General features: G+C 72.4%; 3 protein-coding genes. All 3 read left to right on the top strand.

Features of this window, described 5'->3' with window-relative positions:
• The coding region (locus IH50_RS38985; protein ID WP_158801393.1) for a non-ribosomal peptide synthetase at positions 1 to 3,023 on the top strand (3,023 nt) is incomplete at its 5' end.
• Positions 3,023 to 6,226: a non-ribosomal peptide synthetase gene (locus IH50_RS38980; protein ID WP_051767574.1), complete on the top strand. Its 3,204-nt coding sequence runs from the start codon at positions 3,023 to 3,025 to the stop codon at positions 6,224 to 6,226. The genes IH50_RS38985 and IH50_RS38980, both read left to right, overlap by 1 nt.
• Positions 6,133 to 16,602, top strand: coding sequence for a non-ribosomal peptide synthetase (locus IH50_RS38975; RefSeq protein WP_324617165.1), 10,470 nt, complete (start codon positions 6,133 to 6,135; stop codon positions 16,600 to 16,602). Before IH50_RS38980 ends, IH50_RS38975 begins: the two co-directional genes overlap by 94 nt.
• Positions 16,603 to 16,644 lie beyond the last annotated feature (42 nt).

Raw genomic sequence — 16,644 nt, 5'->3', positions numbered from 1 at the left:
TGCGCACGGCCATCGTGTGGGAGGGCCTGCGCGAGCCGGTGCAGGTGGTGTGGCGGCACGCCGAGCTCCCCGTCGAGGAGGTACAGCTCGACCCGCACGACGCCGACCCGGCGCGCGAGTTGGTCGCCCTGGCCGGATCCCGCATGAACCTGGGGCGAGCCCCGTTGATCGGTCTGCATGTGGCGGCCGTGCCGGGCGCCGACCGGTGGCTCGCGCTGTTCCGGGCGCACCACACGGTGCAGGACCACACGGCCGGCGTGGTGATGCTCGAAGAAGTGCAGACCGTGCTCGCCGGGCGGGCTGCCGAGTTGCCGGAGCCGCTGCCGTTCCGGAACTTCGTCGCACAGGCACGGGCCGGCCTCGACAGTGCGGAACACGAGGCGTTCTTCGCCGATCTGCTCGGTGACGTCACCGAGCCCACCGCACCGTACGGACAGGTGGACGTGCGTGGCGACGGCGCGGGCGTGAAGCGGGCCGGGGAGACGTTTTCCGGCGAACTGAGCGCGCGGTTGCGCGAGCTGGCGCGACGGATGGGCGTGAGCCCGGCCACGGTGATGCACGTGGCGTGGGCGCGGGTCCTTGCCGCGGTCAGCGGCCGGGACGACGTCGTCTTCGGCACCGTCCTGTTCGGACGCATGAATGCCGGTGCGGGGTCCGACCGGGTGGCGGGTCCGTTCATGAACATGCTGCCGGTGCGGGTGCGTCTGGGTGACGGTACGGGTGTCCTCGCGGCGGTGCAGGCGATGCGGGGTCAGCTCGCCGCGCTCCTCGAGCACGAGCACGCGCCGCTCGCCATGGCCCAGCGGGCCGCCCAGGTGGCGTCGGACGCCCCGCTGTTCACCTCGATGTTCAACTACCGCCACGAAGGCGGTCGTGCGTCGGCCCGAACACCGGAGGAGGAGCAGCGGCAGGGGGGTCTCGACGGGGCCAGGACCGTGCTGGTCGTCGACCGCACCAACTACCCCTTCTCGGTCGCCGTCGACGACGACGGTGACCGGCTGCGGGTGGTCGTCGACGCGGTCGAACCGATCGACCCGAGCACGGTGGGCGTGCTCGTCCGCACGACCACCGAGAACCTGGTGGGCGCACTGGAAGAGGCGCTGGACGGCGGGCCCGACGCTGCGCTGAACGGCATTCCGGTGCTCGACGAGGCCCGGCTCAGCCGGGTGCTCACCGAGTGGAACGACACCGCGGCCGACATGCCGCCGATGGCGGTGCCGGAGTTGATCGAGGCGCAGGCGGCTCGCACTCCGGACGCGGTGGCGGTCGTCGCTGACGGCACGGAGGTGTCGTACGCGGAGCTGGACGCCCGCGCCAACCGTCTCGCGCACCACCTCGTCGGCTTGGGGGTGGGGCCGGAGTCGCTCGTCGGTCTCTGCCTGCCGCGCGGCGTCGACATGATCGTGGCGATCCTCGCCGCGTGGAAGGCGGGGGCCGGATACCTGCCGATCGACGCGGAGTATCCGGCCGAACGGATCGCCTTCATGCTGGCGGACAGCGGGGTCGCGGTCCTGCTGAGCGACGAGGAGGTGCTCGACGAGCTTCCGGTGGGCCGAGTGCATGCCATGGCACTGGACGACCCGCTGGTCTCCACCGCGGTGGGCGCGTGCCCGGACACCGCGCCCGGAGTGCGCGTCGGGCCGGACAACCTGGCGTACGTCATCTACACCTCCGGCTCGACCGGCCGCCCGAAGGGCGTGGCGGTCACCCACGGGGGTCTGACGAACTACGTCGTGTGGGCGAGCCAGGCCTACGGGATGCAGGACGGTGGCGGGGCGCCGCTGCACTCCTCTTTGGCGTTCGACCTCACGGTGACCAGCGTGCTGGTGCCGTTGGTGTCCGGTGCCGCGGTGGTGGTGAGCCGGCCGGGAGGAGCCGAGGGGCTGGCTTCCCTGGTCGGTACCGGCGGCGGATTCGGGCTGATGAAGCTGGTTCCCGCCCACCTGCCGCTGCTGGCGGAGCTGGTGCCGGACGACCGGATCGCGGACGCGGCGCGCAAGGTCGTCGTCGGCGGCGAGGCGCTGACCGGGACCGTCGTCCGCTCCTGGCTGGAGCGGGCGCCTCACTCGACCGTCGTCAACGAGTACGGTCCGACGGAGACGGTGGTCGGGTGCACCGTCTTCGAAGTGGAGGCCGGCCAGGACGTCGGCGAGTCGGTGCCGATCGGCAGGCCGAACGCCAACACCCGGGTCTATGTGCTGGACAGTGCCCTCCAGCCGGTGGTCCCCGGTGTCGCCGGAGAGCTGTACATCGCCGGAGCGCAGGTGGCTCGGGGCTACGTGCGGCAGCCCGCGCTGACGAGTGGGCGCTTCGTGGCGTGTCCTTTCGAGCCCGGCGGGCGCATGTACCGGACCGGGGACCAGGTCCGGTGGACCGAGGCCGGACAGCTGGAGTACCTGGGGCGGGTCGACGAGCAGGTGAAGGTTCGGGGCTTCCGGATCGAGCCCGGCGAGGTCGAGGCGGCCTTCCTGGCCCATCCGTCGGTGGGCCGGGCCGCGGTCGTGGCCCGCGAGGACACGCCGGGCGACGTTCGTCTCGTCGCCTACGTCGTACCGGCCGAAGGTGAACACTCGGCTGACGAGGAACTCTTCGATATCCTGCGGAAGTTCGTGGCCCAGCGGCTGCCCGAGCACATGGTGCCGGCGGCGGTGGTCCCGCTGGAGCGGCTGCCGTTGACACCCAACGGCAAGCTGGACCGCAAGGCACTGCCCGCTCCGGAGTACACCGGGGCGGCGTCCGCGGGCCGGAAACCGTCGACGCCGCAGGAGCGGTCGCTGTGCGAGGCGTTCGCACATGTGCTGGGCGTGGACGACGTCGGAATGGACGACGACTTCTTCGAACTGGGCGGCCATTCGCTTCTCGCGGTCCGTCTGGTGAGCCTCGTGCGTGCGCGGCTCTCCGTCGAAGTCCCGTTGCGGGTACTGCTCGACAACCCGACGGTGGCAGGTCTCGCACAACAGCTTGGAAATCTGAAGTCAGCTCGGCCGGCGTTGCGGCCCATGCGTAACCAGGGGGAGTCCTGATGTTTCCGTTGTCATTCGCGCAGCGCCGTCTGTGGTTTATCGAGCAGCTCGAAGGGCCGAGCTCGACGTACAACATTCCGCTGGTCGTTCCGCTGTCGGGCGGCGTGGACCGGGAGGCGCTGAACGCCGCGCTGCGGGATGTGATCGCCCGTCACGAGGTGCTGCGTACGGTGTTCCCCACCGTCGACGGCGAGCCGTACCAGCACATCCTCAAACTCGACGACGTGTCCTGGGAGCTGTCCTTCGCCGAGGTGGCCTCGCATGAACTGCCGGCAGCCGTCCGCGAGGCGGTGGCCCGGCCGTTCGACCTCTCGAGCGATGTGCCGATCCGTGCCTGGCTGCTCACCACCGGGCCGGATGCGCACCTCCTCGTCGTGGTCGTCCACCACATAGCCAGTGACGGCTGGTCGACCCGGCCGCTGGCCCGGGACGTGTCGATGGCGTACGCGGCGCGGTCCGAGGGACGGGCGCCGGAGTTCGATCCGCTGCCAGTGCAGTATGCCGACTACACGCTGTGGCAGCGTGAGCTGCTGGGCGACGAGAACGACTCCGACAGTGTGATCTCCCGGCAGATGGCGTACTGGCGCGAGCAGCTGGCGGGCATCCCGGACCAGCTGGGGCTGCCGTACGACCGGCCGCGTCCCGCGGTGGCCGACTTCCGTGGCCACACGACGCCCCTGACGGTGCCCGCCGAGGTGCACGCACGGCTCGCGGAGGTTGCGCGCGGGTCGGACGCCACCATGTTCATGGTCGTTCAGGCGGCGCTTGCCGCGCTTCTGTCCCGCCTGGGAGCCGGCACCGACATCCCGATCGGTGCCGCGGTCGCCGGCCGTACCGACGTGGCCCTGGAGGACCTGGTCGGTTTCTTCGTGAACACGCTGGTCATGCGTACGGATCTGTCGGGTGACCCCACGTTCTCCGAATTGCTCACCCGGGTGCGCGAGACCGGGTGGAGCGCGTTCGCGCACCAGGACGTGCCGTTCGAGCGGCTGGTGGAGGAACTCGCACCGACACGCTCCCTGGCCCGGCATCCGCTGTTCCAGGTGATGCTCACCATGCAGAACACCGCCGACGCGGCTCTGGACCTGCACGGCGTGCAGGCCGGGGGCGCGGCGGCCGGTGGCCGGGGCGACCTGCTCACGGGCACCCTGGCAGCCAAGTTCGACCTGGAAGTGAGTCTGTCCGAGGCGTTCGACGCCGACGGGCGGCCGGCCGGGCTGCGCGGCGAGATCGTCGCTGCGGCGGACCTGTTCGACGGCGCGACGGTCGAGCGCCTGGCCGCGCGCCTGGGACAGCTCCTGGAGACGGTCGGCGCCGCTCCGGAGACCCGCTTGAGCGCACTCGACGTCCTGGACGCGGAGGAACGCCGCCGGGTCCTCGTGGAGTGGAACGACTCCGCCGTCGAGGTGCCGCAGGCCACCGTGGCGGAGCTGTTCGAGGCTCAGGCGGCCCGCACCCCGGGCGCGGTCGCCGTGGCGTGCGACGGTGCCGAGCTGACCTACGCCGACCTGGACGCGCGCGCCAACCGACTGGCCCGGCACCTGATCGGCCTGGGCGTCGGCCCGGAGTCGCGGGTCGCGGTGTGCGTGGAGCGCGGCGCGGACGCGGTGCCGGCCCTGCTCGGCGTGCTGAAGGCGGGCGGCGCGTACGTGCCGGTGGACCCGGCCTACCCCGCCGAGCGGATCGCGTACATGCTGGCCGACGCGGAGCCCGTGGCGGTCCTCGCCGACTCGGCCACCGCTGAGTTCCTTCCGCCCTCCGGGCCGCGGACGGTGGTTCTCGACGCTCCGGAGACCGTCACCGCACTCGCCGCGCTGCCTTCGCAGGCTCCGGCGCAGGACGAGCGGGTGGCTCCGCTGACCCCCGGGCATCCGGCGTACGTCATCTACACCTCCGGCTCCACCGGACGTCCGAAGGGCGTCGTGGTGGAGCACCGGTCGGTGGCGGGGTTGCTGGCGTGGGCGGCCGCCGAGTTCGGCGGCGCGGACTTCTCCCGGGTGCTCCTCTCGACCTCGTTCACCTTCGACGTGTCGGTCTTCGAGCTGTTCGGACCGCTGGTCACCGGCGGATCCGTCGAACTCGTCCCCGATCTCCTCGCACTCGCCGACGCCGCGCACGGCCCCTGGCAGGTGAGCCTCGTCAGCGGTGTCCCGTCGGCCTTCGCCCGCATCCTGGGCCGCTCCGCACCCGAGCTCCGTCCACGCACCGTGGTCCTCGCGGGCGAGGCGCTCACCGCCGACGCCGTCGCAGGCATCCGCCGGGAACTGCCGGGTGCGCGGGTGGCGAACATCTACGGCCCCACCGAGGCGACCGTCTACACCACCGTCTGGTATGCCGACACCGATGCCGAAGGCGCCATACCCATCGGCCGGCCCATCTCCAACACCCGCGTGTACGTCCTGGACGACCACCTGTCGCCGGTCGCGCCCGGAGTGGCCGGTGAGCTGTACATCGCCGGCGCCGGCCTGGCGCGGGGCTATCTGCACCGCCCCGCACTGACCGCCGAACGCTTCGTCGCCGACCCCTACGGGGCCCCCGGAGAGCGCCTGTACCGCACGGGCGACCTGGTCCGGTGGAACGCCGACGGGCAACTGGAGTACCTGGGCCGCGCCGACGAGCAGGTCAAGATCCGCGGCTTCCGCATCGAGCTGGGCGAGGTCCAGTCGGCGGTGGTCGCCCACCCGTCGGTGTCCCAGGCCGTGGTGGTGGCCCGGGAGGACGTGCCCGGTGACAAGCGCCTCGTGGCCTACGTCGTGACCGACGGCGAGCCCGAGGGGGACCTGTCCGCCGCGGTGCGGGCCCGGTTGGCGGAGCGGCTGCCGCACTACATGGTGCCGTCGGCGGTGGTGGCCCTCGACGCACTGCCGCTGTCCCCGAACGGCAAGCTGGACCGCGCGCAGCTGCCCGCCCCCGAGTACGCGGCCGGTTCCGGCCGCGGGCCGTCGACGGTCCGTGAGGAAATCCTCTGCGAGGTGTTCGCCGAGGTCCTGGGCCTGGACAGCGTGGGTGTCGACGACGACTTCTTCGCGCTGGGCGGCCACTCCCTGCTCGCCGTGCGTCTCGTGGAGGTCCTGCGTACCCGTGGCGTGGCGCGGCGAACGTCGCCGACATCTACCCCCTCGCCCCCCTCCAGGAGGGACTGCTCTTCCACCACCTCCTCGCCGACGGCGGCGAGGACGCCTACGTCCTACCGACCGTGGTGAGGTTCGACTCGCGCGCGCGGCTCGAGACGTTCACCGAGGTCCTCCAGCAGGTCGTGGACCGGCACGACATCCTGCGGACCGGAATCGTGTGGGAGGGCCTGCGCGAGCCGGTGCAGGTGGTGCGGCGCCGCGCCGCCGTGCCCGTCGAGGAGGTCTCCCTCGACCCGCACGCCGCGGATCCGGCGGCGGAGCTGGTCGCCCGAGTCGGCTCGGTCATGGACCTCCGGCGGGCGCCGCTCGTTCACCTGCACGTGGCGCCGGAGACGGACAGCGGAGCGTGGCTCGCGCTGGTGCGGATGCACCACATGGCGCAGGACCACACGGCGCTCGAAGTGCTGCTCGCCGAGGTCGAGGCGCTCCTGTCCGGACGCGGCGACGAACTGCCCGAGCCGCTGCCGTTCCGCGACTTCGTCGCGCAGGCACGCGGTGGGGTGGCCCGCGCCGAGCACGAACGTCACTTCTCCCGGCTCCTCGGCGACGTGACCGAGCCGACCGCGCCGTACGGCCTGGTCGACGCTCACGGCGACGGCGCCACGGCGGTCCGCGCCCGGCTGCCCATCCCGCCGGCCCTGGTGCAACGGGTGCGTGCCGTCGCACGGAGCCTGAGCGCCAGCCCCGCCACCGTGCTGCACGTGGCGTGGGCGCGGGTGCTCGCCGCCGTCAGCGGCCGCGAGGACGTCGTCTTCGGCACCGTCCTGTTCGGGCGCATGAACGCCGGCAGCGGGTCGGACCGCACGCTGGGCCCGTACATCAACACGCTGCCGGTGCGGATCCGTACCGGTGAACTCGGTGCGGCCGACGCCGTCGCCACGATGCGCGGGCAGCTCGCCGAACTCCTCCACCACGAGCACGCGCCGCTCTCCCTGGCCCAGCAGGCCAGCGGCGTGCCCGGGGACACCCCGCTGTTCACCTCGCTGTTCAACTACCGGCACAACAGCAGCCGTCCGATCGACACGGCCGTGGCCGAGACGAGCGCCGCGGGAACCGCGGGCATCAGGACGGTCTTCTCGCAGGAGCGCAACAACTACCCGCTGACCGTCTCGGTGGACGACGACGGGGCCGACGGCATGTCACTGGCCGTGGACGCGGTCGCCCCGATCGACGTACGGGCCGTGGGCGCGCTGTTGCACACCGCCGCCCGGAACCTGGTGTCGCTGCTCGAAGATGTTCTCGACGGAGGCCCGGACCAGCCGCTGCGCACCGTCGACGTGATGGACGCCGACCAGCGCCGCCGGATGCTGGTCGAGTGGAACGACACGGCGGACGGCACGCCGCTCCGGCCGGTGCCGGAGCTGATCACGGAGCGGGTGACCCAGAGCCCGGAGGCGGTCGCCGTGGAGTGCGACGGCGCCGAGTTCTCCTACGGCGACCTGGACGCGCGCGCCAACCGTCTCGCACACCTGCTCATCCGCCACGGTGTCGGTCCCGAGTCGGTGGTGGGACTCTGCCTGGAACGCGGTGTGGACGTCCTGGTCTCCGTCCTCGCGGTGTGGAAGGCCGGCGGCGCGTACCTGCCGGTCGACCCCGAGTACCCCGCGGAGCGTGCCGCGTTCATGCTGACGGACGCCGCGGTGACGTGCGTCCTTGCCGAACGCGGCACGCGCGACCGGCTCTCGGAGTTCGAACGCCGGTCGGACGCGCCGGTGCTGGTGCTCGACGGTCCCGACGCGTCGGCCGGGTCGGCCGATCTGCCGGAGACGGCGCCGGCGCCGGCGTGGGACACCGGCACCGCCCTGGCCGCCCGGAGCGCCTATGTCATCTACACGTCCGGCTCGACGGGCCGCCCCAAGGGCGTCGTGGTCACCCATGGCGGCCTGGCGAACTACGTGACGTGGGCCTGCCGTGCCTACGGCATGGCGGAGGGCGGCGGCGCTCCGCTGCACTCCTCGCTCGCGTTCGACCTGACGGTCACGAGCCTGCTGCTGCCCCTGGTGTCCGGCTCCCGAGTCGTGGTCAGCGGGGACGGAGGCCCCGAGGGCCTCGCGGCCCTGCTGCGTGACTCCGAGCCGTTCGGACTGGTGAAGGTCGTGCCGGGGCATCTGCCGCTGCTCTCCCGACTGCTGCCGGAGGGACGGCTCGCCGGGGCCGCCCGGCGCTGGATCGTCGGCGGTGAGGCGCTGCGGGGCGCCGATGTGCGCGCCTGGCTCGAACAGGCGCCCGAGACCGTCGTGGTCAACGAGTACGGGCCGACCGAGACGGTGGTCGGATGCTGTGTCTTCGAGGTGGCGGTTGGCCAGGAGGTGGGGGAGTCGGTGCCCATCGGGCGGCCGATCGCCAACACCCGTCTGTACGTGCTCGACAGCGACTTGGCACCGGTCCCGGTCGGCGTCGCGGGTGACCTGTACATCGCGGGGGCGGGCCTGGCCCGTGGTTACGCGGGTCGGTCCGGGGCCACCGCCGAGCGGTTCGTGGCGTCACCGTTCGCGCCGGGCGAGCGTATGTATCGCAGCGGCGACCTCGCGCGGTGGCGGGCCGACGGCGAGCTGGAGTACCTGGGCCGCTCCGACGAGCAGGTCAAGATCCGTGGGTTCCGTATCGAGCCGGGCGAGGTCGCGTCCCTGCTGGCCGAGCACCCGCTCGTGGCCCAGGCGGCGGTCGTGGCGCGCGAGGACGCCCCCGGTGACAAGCGGCTCGTGGCCTATGTCGTGCCGGACGGCGGAGCCCGGACCGGTGAACCGGCGCAGGAACTGCGCCGGTTCGCAGCCGAAGCGCTGCCCGCGCACATGGTGCCCTCCGCGGTTGTCGTCCTCGACGAACTGCCGCTCACCGTGAACGGCAAGCTGGACCGGGCGGCGCTGCCCGCACCGGAGTACGCGGCGGGTGCGAGCCGAGGGCCCGCCAACGCCCGCGAGGAGATCCTCTGCGAGGTGTTCGCCGAGGTCCTCGGCCTCGAGCGGGTCGGTGTCGACGACGACTTCTTCCGCCTCGGAGGGCACTCCCTGCTCGCGGTGACGCTGGTGGAGAGGCTGCGGTCGCGAGGCGTCTCCGTCTCGGTCCGGGCGCTCTTCGAGTCGCCGACGGTGGCCGGCCTCGCCGGGGACACGGCCGCCGCGCGTGTCGAGGTCCCGCCGAACCTGATCCCGGCGGGCGCTCGGGCGATCACGCCGGAGATGCTGCCGCTGGTCGACCTGACCGCCGAGGAGGCCGAGCGGATCGTCGCCACGGTCGAGGGCGGCGCCGCCAACGTGGCGGACGTCTACCCGCTGGCCCCGCTGCAGGAGGGCCTGCTCTTCCACCATCTGATGGCAGGGTCGGGACGCGACACCTACGCGGCTCCCACCGCGCTCGAGTTCGACTCGCGCGCTCGACTCGACGCCTTCGTGGACGCACTTCAGCAGCTGGTGAACCGGCATGACATCTACCGCACCTCCGTGGTGTGGGAGGGGCTGCGGGAACCGGTGCAGGTGGTGTGGCGCAACGCCCGGGTGCCCGTCGAACACGTGACGCTGGACCCGGACGGCGCCGGCCTGGTGGAACAACTCCTCGAACTCGGCGGCGCCACCATGGACCTGAGCCGGGCGCCCCTGGTCGACGTGCACGTCGCGGCCGTCCCCGGCAGCGACCGCTGGGCGGCGCTGCTGCGCATGCACCACATGGTGCAGGACCACACCACCCTCGAGGCCGTCTTCGAGGAGCTCCAGGCCTTCCTGAGCGGCCGGGGTGCGGAACTGGCGGACCCCCTGCCGTTCCGTGACTTCGTCGCCCAGAGCCGCGGCGGAGACAAGCGTGAGGAGCACGCACGCTACTTCGCCGAGCTCCTCGGCGACGTGACGGAACCGACCTTCGCGTACGGTGTCGCGGACGTGCACGGCGACGGCAGCGACCTCGCCAAGGCCCACCTCGGCTTCGAGCCGGATCTCGACGCCCGGGTGCGCGACACCGCCCGCCGCCTCGGAACCAGCCCCGCGACGCTGCTGCACGTGGCCTACGCTCGGGCCCTCGCCGCCGTCAGCGGCCGTGAGGACGTCGTCTTCGGCACCGTCCTGTTCGGCCGGATGAACTCCGGCGCCGGCTCCGACCGGGTGCTCGGTCTCTTCATGAACACACTGCCGGTCCGGGTGCGGGTGGCCGGCGTCGGAGTCCTGGAGGCGGTCGGCGCGATGCGCAGCCAGCTGGCCGGGCTTCTCGAGCACGAGCACGCACCGCTCGCCGTCGCCCAGGGTGCGAGCGGCGTCACCGGCGACACCCCCCTGTTCACCACTCTGCTGAACTACCGTCACAACACGACGAGACCAGCGGCCGCCCGCGCCGCGGACCGCGGCCAGGAGGAGGGCTTCGAGGGCATCCGCAGGCTGTTCATGCGGCCCCTCAACAACTACCCGCTGACCGTTGCCGTGGACGACAACGGTGACAGCATGGGCCTGGCCGTGGACTCCGCCGACCCGGGCGACCCGCACGCCGTGGGCCTGCTGGTGCGCACCGCCCTGGACAACCTGGTCACCGCGCTGGACTCCGCGCTGGACGGCGGCGCCGAGCAGCAGCTGAGCTCGGTCGACGTGCTGCCCGAGGACGAGCTGCACCGGGTCCTGGTGGAGTGGAACGACACAACGGACGAGGTGCCTTCGCGCACGGTCGCGGCTCGTTTCGCGGAGCAGGTGGCGCGTACTCCGGATACGGTGGCGGTCGTCGCCGACGACACGCGGGTGTCGTACGCGGAGCTGGATGCCCGCGCCAACCGTCTGGCTCATTACCTGATGGACCAGGGCGTGGGTGCGGAAGCGGTGGTGGGCCTGTGCCTGGGCCGCGGGATCGAGATGATCACGGCGATCCTGGCCGTGTGGAAGGCGGGCGCCGCCTACCTGCCGATCGACCCCGGGCAGCCCGCAGACCGGGTGGCGTACGTCATGACCGACAGCGGTGCGGCGCTCACGCTGACCACCGAGGAGATCCTGGACGATCTGCCGGCGGGCAAGCGGCTCGTCGCACTCGACTCACCGCTGGTGACGATGCAGCTGGCCGACGCCGAGGAGACGGCCGTCCAGGAGGCGGTGGCCCCGGACGGGCTCGCCTACGTGATCTACACCTCCGGGTCGACGGGTCGTCCGAAGGGTGTTGCGGTCACCCATGGCGCGCTGGCCAACTATGTGGCTGCCGTGCCGGGCCGGGTCGAGTTCGGCACTCCGGGCGACCGGTACGCGCTGCTTCAGGCGCAGGCCACCGACCTCGGCAACACCACGGTGTTCGCGAGCCTGACCACAGGCGGCGAGCTGCACATCCTGGACGAGGAAGCGGTCACCGATCCGGAGGCCGTCAGCCGCTACCTGGCCGAGCACCGCATCGACCACCTCAAGGCGGTCCCCTCCCACCTGGCGGCGCTCGGTGCGGCGGGGGACCTGGCCGGGGTGCTGCCCGCCAAGTCCCTGGTCCTCGGCGGCGAGGCCGCCCAGCCCGAGTGGGTACGGACCCTGCTGTCCGCCGCGGACGGCTGCGCGGTGTACAACCACTACGGCCCGACTGAGACCACGATCGGTGTGGCCACGACCCCGCTGACGGCCGAACTGGTGGCCGACGGCGTGGTCCCCGTCGGCACACCGCTCGCCAACACCCGCTTCTACGTCCTGGACCACCGGCTCCGGCCGGTGCCGGCCGGAGCGGCCGGTGAGCTGTACGTCACCGGTGCGGGTCTGGCGCGTGGCTACGTGGGCCGCCCCGACCTGACCGCGGAGCGGTTCGTGGCCAGCCCGTTCGGCCGGGCGGGGGAGCGGATGTACCGCACCGGCGACCTGGCCCGCTGGGACGCGGACGGCCGGCTGGTGTTCGCGGGGCGCTCCGACGAGCAGGTGAAGATCCGCGGTTTCCGCATCGAGCCCGGCGAGGTCCAGTCGGTCCTGGCCGCCCATCCCCTGGTGGCCCAGGCCGTGGTGATCGCCCGCGAGGACGTGCCCGGTGACAAGCGCCTCGTCGCCTACGTCGTGGCCGACGACCCGGAGGACACGCAGGACCAGGGACTGCCCGCGACGATCCGGAAGTTCGCCGCGCAGCGCCTGCCGGAGCACATGGTGCCCTCGGCGGTGGTGCTCCTCGACCGGCTGCCGCTTACGGGCAACGGCAAGCTGGACCGCAAGGCCCTGCCCGCTCCCGACTATCACGGGACCTCGCAGCCCGGGGGCCGGAACCGGTCGGCCGGAGTCCGGGAGGAGATCCTCTGCATGGCCTTCGCCGAGGTCCTCGGAGTGCCCGCGGTCGGCGTGCACGACGACTTCTTCGAACTCGGTGGCCACTCGCTGCTCGCGGTCCGGCTGATCAGCCGGATCAGGACGCTGCTCGGCGTCGAGGTGGAGGTCCGCGACCTGTTCGAGGCGCCGACCGTCGCCGGGCTCGCCGAGCTCCTGGCCGGGGCACGCGAGGCCCGGCCGCCGCTGACGGCCGGCGCCCGGCCCGACCGGCTGCCGCTGTCGTACGGTCAGCGACGCCTGTGGATCATCGACAAGCTGGAAGGCCCCGGTGACACCTACAACATCCCGGTCGCCGTACGCCTCGAGGGCGAGGTGGACCACGCGGCGCTGAACGCGGCGTTCCGGGACCTCATCGCGCGGCACGAAGTGCTGCGCACCGTGTACGCGGTCGTGGACGGCGAGCCGTACCAGCAGGTCCTCGACCCGGTCGCGCTGGAGTGGGACCTGACGGTGACCCGGGTCGCCCCGACGGAGCTGTCCGGTGCGATCGCCGACGCCCAGCGCCACACCTTCGACCTCTCGGCGGACGTGCCCGTCAAGGCCTGGCTGTTCGAGACGGACGGGCAGGACCATGTCCTCGTGGTGGTGATCCATCACATCGCCACCGACGGCTGGTCCTGGGCACCACTGGCCCGCGACCTGTCCCTGGCGTACGCCGCGCGCAGCGAGGGCCGGGCCCCGCGGTGGCAGGAACTGCCTTTGCAGTACGCCGACTACGCGCTGTGGCAGCGCGAGGTGCTCGGTGAGGCGGACGACCCGGACAGCCTGCTCTCCCGCCAGGTCGCCTACTGGCGAGAGGCCCTTGCCGGCATCCCCGAGGAGCTCACGCTGCCGACCGACCGGGGGCGCCCGGCCGTGGTCGGCCACCAGGGGTATCGCGTACCCATCGAGGTCCCGGCCGAGGTGCACGCACGGCTCCTGGAGGTCGCGAGGGCCGAAGGCGTGACGATGTTCATGGCGTTGCACGGCGCGCTCGCGGTGCTCCTGTCCCGCCTCGGCGCGGGTACCGACATCCCCATCGGATCGGCACACGCGGGCCGCACCGACGAAGCGCTCGACGACCTCGTCGGCTACTTCGTCAACACCTTCGTCCTGCGCACCGACCTGTCGCAGGACCCGACCTACAGCAAGGTGCTGGAGCGGGTCCGGGAAGCGGGCCTGGGCGCGTTCGCGCACGCGGACGTTCCCTTCGAGCGGCTCGTCGAGGAGCTCGCCCCCGCCCGGTCGCTGGCCCGTCACCCGCTCTTCCAGGTGATGCTGCTCCTGGAGAACACCGCGGAGGCGGTCGTCGACCTGCCCGGCCTCGACACCCGCGCCGACGTCCCGTCGCGGCCGGCGTCCGGCACGGCGCCGGGCGACGTGTCCGTGGCGGAGGCGGTGGTCAAGTTCGACCTGGACGTCAGCATGGTCGAGACGTACGACGCCAAGGGCGCCCCCGCGGGTCTGCGCGGCACCGTGACCGGCTCCGCCGACCTCTTCGAACCCGCGTCGGTCGTGCGCATCGCCGAACGCCTCAACCGCGTCCTCGCGACCCTGTCCGCCGCGCCGGACACCCGGCTCGGTGCCGTCGACGTCCTGGATGACGACGAGCGGCACCGCATGCTGACCGAGTGGAACGACACCGCGGCCGAGCTGCCGGACACCACGGTCGGTGCCCTGTTCGAGGCGCAGGTCGCGCGCACCCCCGACGCGATCGCCCTGACCTTCGGCGACACCGCCCTCAGTTACGCCGAGCTGGACGCGCGGGCCAACCGCGTGGCCCGGTACCTGGCCGGCCGGGGCGTGGGACCGGAGTCGGTCGTCGCGGTCGTCTTCGACCGCACCGTCGACCTGGTCGTGGCTCTGCTCGGCGTGGTCAAGGCGGGCGCCGCCTACCTGCCGATCGACCCGAACTACCCGGCCGACCGCATCGCGTACGTCATCGCCGACTCGGGCGCGGTGTGCGTGCTCAGCGGCGAAGGCATGAGGGACCGGCTCGACTCGTTCTCCGTGGACGCCGACGGCGACGCCGGATCCGGCGTGCCGGTGGTGCTCCTCGACGACCCCGAGGTGACCGCGGAGCTCGCCGCCCTGCCGGATCGGGCCGTCAGCGACGACGAGCGCACACGGCCGATGTTGCCCGGCCACCCGATGTGGGTGATCTACACCTCCGGATCCACCGGACGCCCCAAGGGTGTGCTCGTCGAGCACCGCGCGATCGTCAACTTCCTCACGGCGATGCAGAATTCCTTCCCGCTGGCCGCCGAGGACCGGCTGCTCGCCGTGAGCACCCACGGTTGCGACATGGCCGGATTCGAGTTCTACCTGCCGCTGCTCAACGGCGCGCGACTGGTCCTCGCCGCGCAGGAGCAGGTCCTCGACCCGTGGGCCCTGCGGGAGCTGATCCGCACCGGCGGTGTGACGATGGTGCACGCGACACCGAGCCTGTGGCGCGGCCTCGTGGCCGACGCCGACGACCCGGTGGACCTCAGCCGCGTCCGGGCCATGATCGGAGCCGAGGCGCTGCCCGGCGACCTGGCCCGCACCCTGCTGTCCCGGACACCGACCCTGACGAACCTGTACGGCCCGACGGAGACCACCACATGGTCGACCGCCCAGGTGCTGCTCCCCGACGCGGCCGACGTCACGTCGATCGGATCCCCGATCGGCAACACCCAGGTCTACGTCCTCGACGACGGCCTGGCCCCGGTGGCGCCCGGCGTGGCGGGCGAGCTCTACATCGCGGGCGACGGACTGGCCCGTGGCTACCTGGGACGCGCCGGCCTCACGGCGGGACGCTTCGTGGCCTGCCCGTTCGGTGCCGAGGGGCAGCGGATGTACCGCACCGGCGACGTCGTCCGGTGGACCGCGGATGGTGCACTTCAGTACGTCGGACGCGCCGACGACCAGGTCAAGGTGCGCGGCTTCCGGGTCGAACTCGGTGAGATCGAGGCCGCCCTGGCCACACACCCCGCGGTCGGCCAGGCCGTGGTCGTGGTCCGCGAGGACACCCCGGGCGACCACCGCCTGGTGGCCTACGTGGTGCCGGGCTCGGCCACCGACCCGAAGGCGGCGGAGGACCTCAGCCGGGAGGTGCGCGGCCTGGCCCAGGGGCGCATGCCGCAGTACATGGTGCCGTCCGCGGTGGTGGTCATCGACCGGCTGCCGCTGATGCCCAACGGCAAGCTGGACCGCAAGGCGCTGCCCGAGCCGGGCGTCACCGCCGCCGAGCCCACCGGCAACGGGGCCGTCACCGCCTTCGAGTCCAGCCTGTGCGAGGCGTTCGCCGAGGTTCTCGGGGTGGAATCGGTCGGAGTCGACGACGACTTCTTCGCCCTCGGCGGGCACTCCCTGCTGGCGGTCCGGCTCGTGGAGCGGCTGCGGGAGCGGGGTGTGTCCATCGCGGTGCGCGACGTCTTCTCGGCGCCGACCGTGGGTGAGCTGGTGAAGGGGATGAGCCTGTCGTCGGTGCGGGACGCCCTCGACGAACTGCTGCCGATCCGTACCGAGGGCAGCAGGCCGCCGTTCTTCTGCCTGCACCCCGCTGATGGCCTGAGCTGGTGCTACATGCCGCTGGCCCGGTACGCGCCGGCCGACATGCCGCTGTACGGCCTCCAGGACCGCGGGCTGCACGGAGCGGACCGACTGGCCCGGTCGGTAGGGGAGATGGCGGACCGCTACGTCGAGCAGATCCGCCGCGTGCAGCCCTCCGGCCCGTACCACCTGCTGGGCTGGTCCTTCGGAGCGGTGGTCGGACACGAGGTCGCCGTACGGCTGCGTGCCGCCGGTGAGCAGGTCGCGGCGCTGGTCCTCCTGGACCAGAACCCGGCCGTGGCGGACCCCGAGGCCGAGCCCCTGGAGGCCCCCAGCGAGGTCCCGGACGAGCTGTTGGCGAGCCTGACGGAAATGGTGCGCCATCAGGCGGCGGGAGCCCTCGGGGCCACCACGGACGAGGAGTACGAGAACATCGCGCGGGTCCTGGTCAATCAGCGCCACATCCAGCGGCGCCACGAGCACGGCCGGTTCGAAGGCGACGTACTGCTGATCACCGCCGACCGTGAGGACCGCGCCGACCCGGTCACAGAAGAGGCGTGGCGGCCCTACGTCTCCGGGGAGATCCACCGGACCGGTGTCGACTGTGTCCACCACGAGATGGGCACGCCGGACGTCCTGGCGAAGGTGTGGTCCGCCGTGGCGGACTGGATGAGCCTGGACGACTGACCGCTGCCGCGGTGCACGCCACCGCGGCAGCCCCCGGCGGAC

This window comes from Streptomyces sp. NRRL S-37, assembly GCF_000721605.1.
GTDB lineage: Bacteria > Actinomycetota > Actinomycetes > Streptomycetales > Streptomycetaceae > Streptomyces.
The sequence above is the reverse complement of the archived record's forward strand: the minus strand, read 5'-3'. Positions and strand labels throughout refer to the sequence as shown.

Excerpts from the sequence above, each read along its gene's own strand:
- IH50_RS38980 (WP_051767574.1), top strand. The coding sequence starts at position 3,023 with ATGTTTCCGTTGTCATTCGCGCAGCGCCGTCTGTGGTTTATCGAGCAG.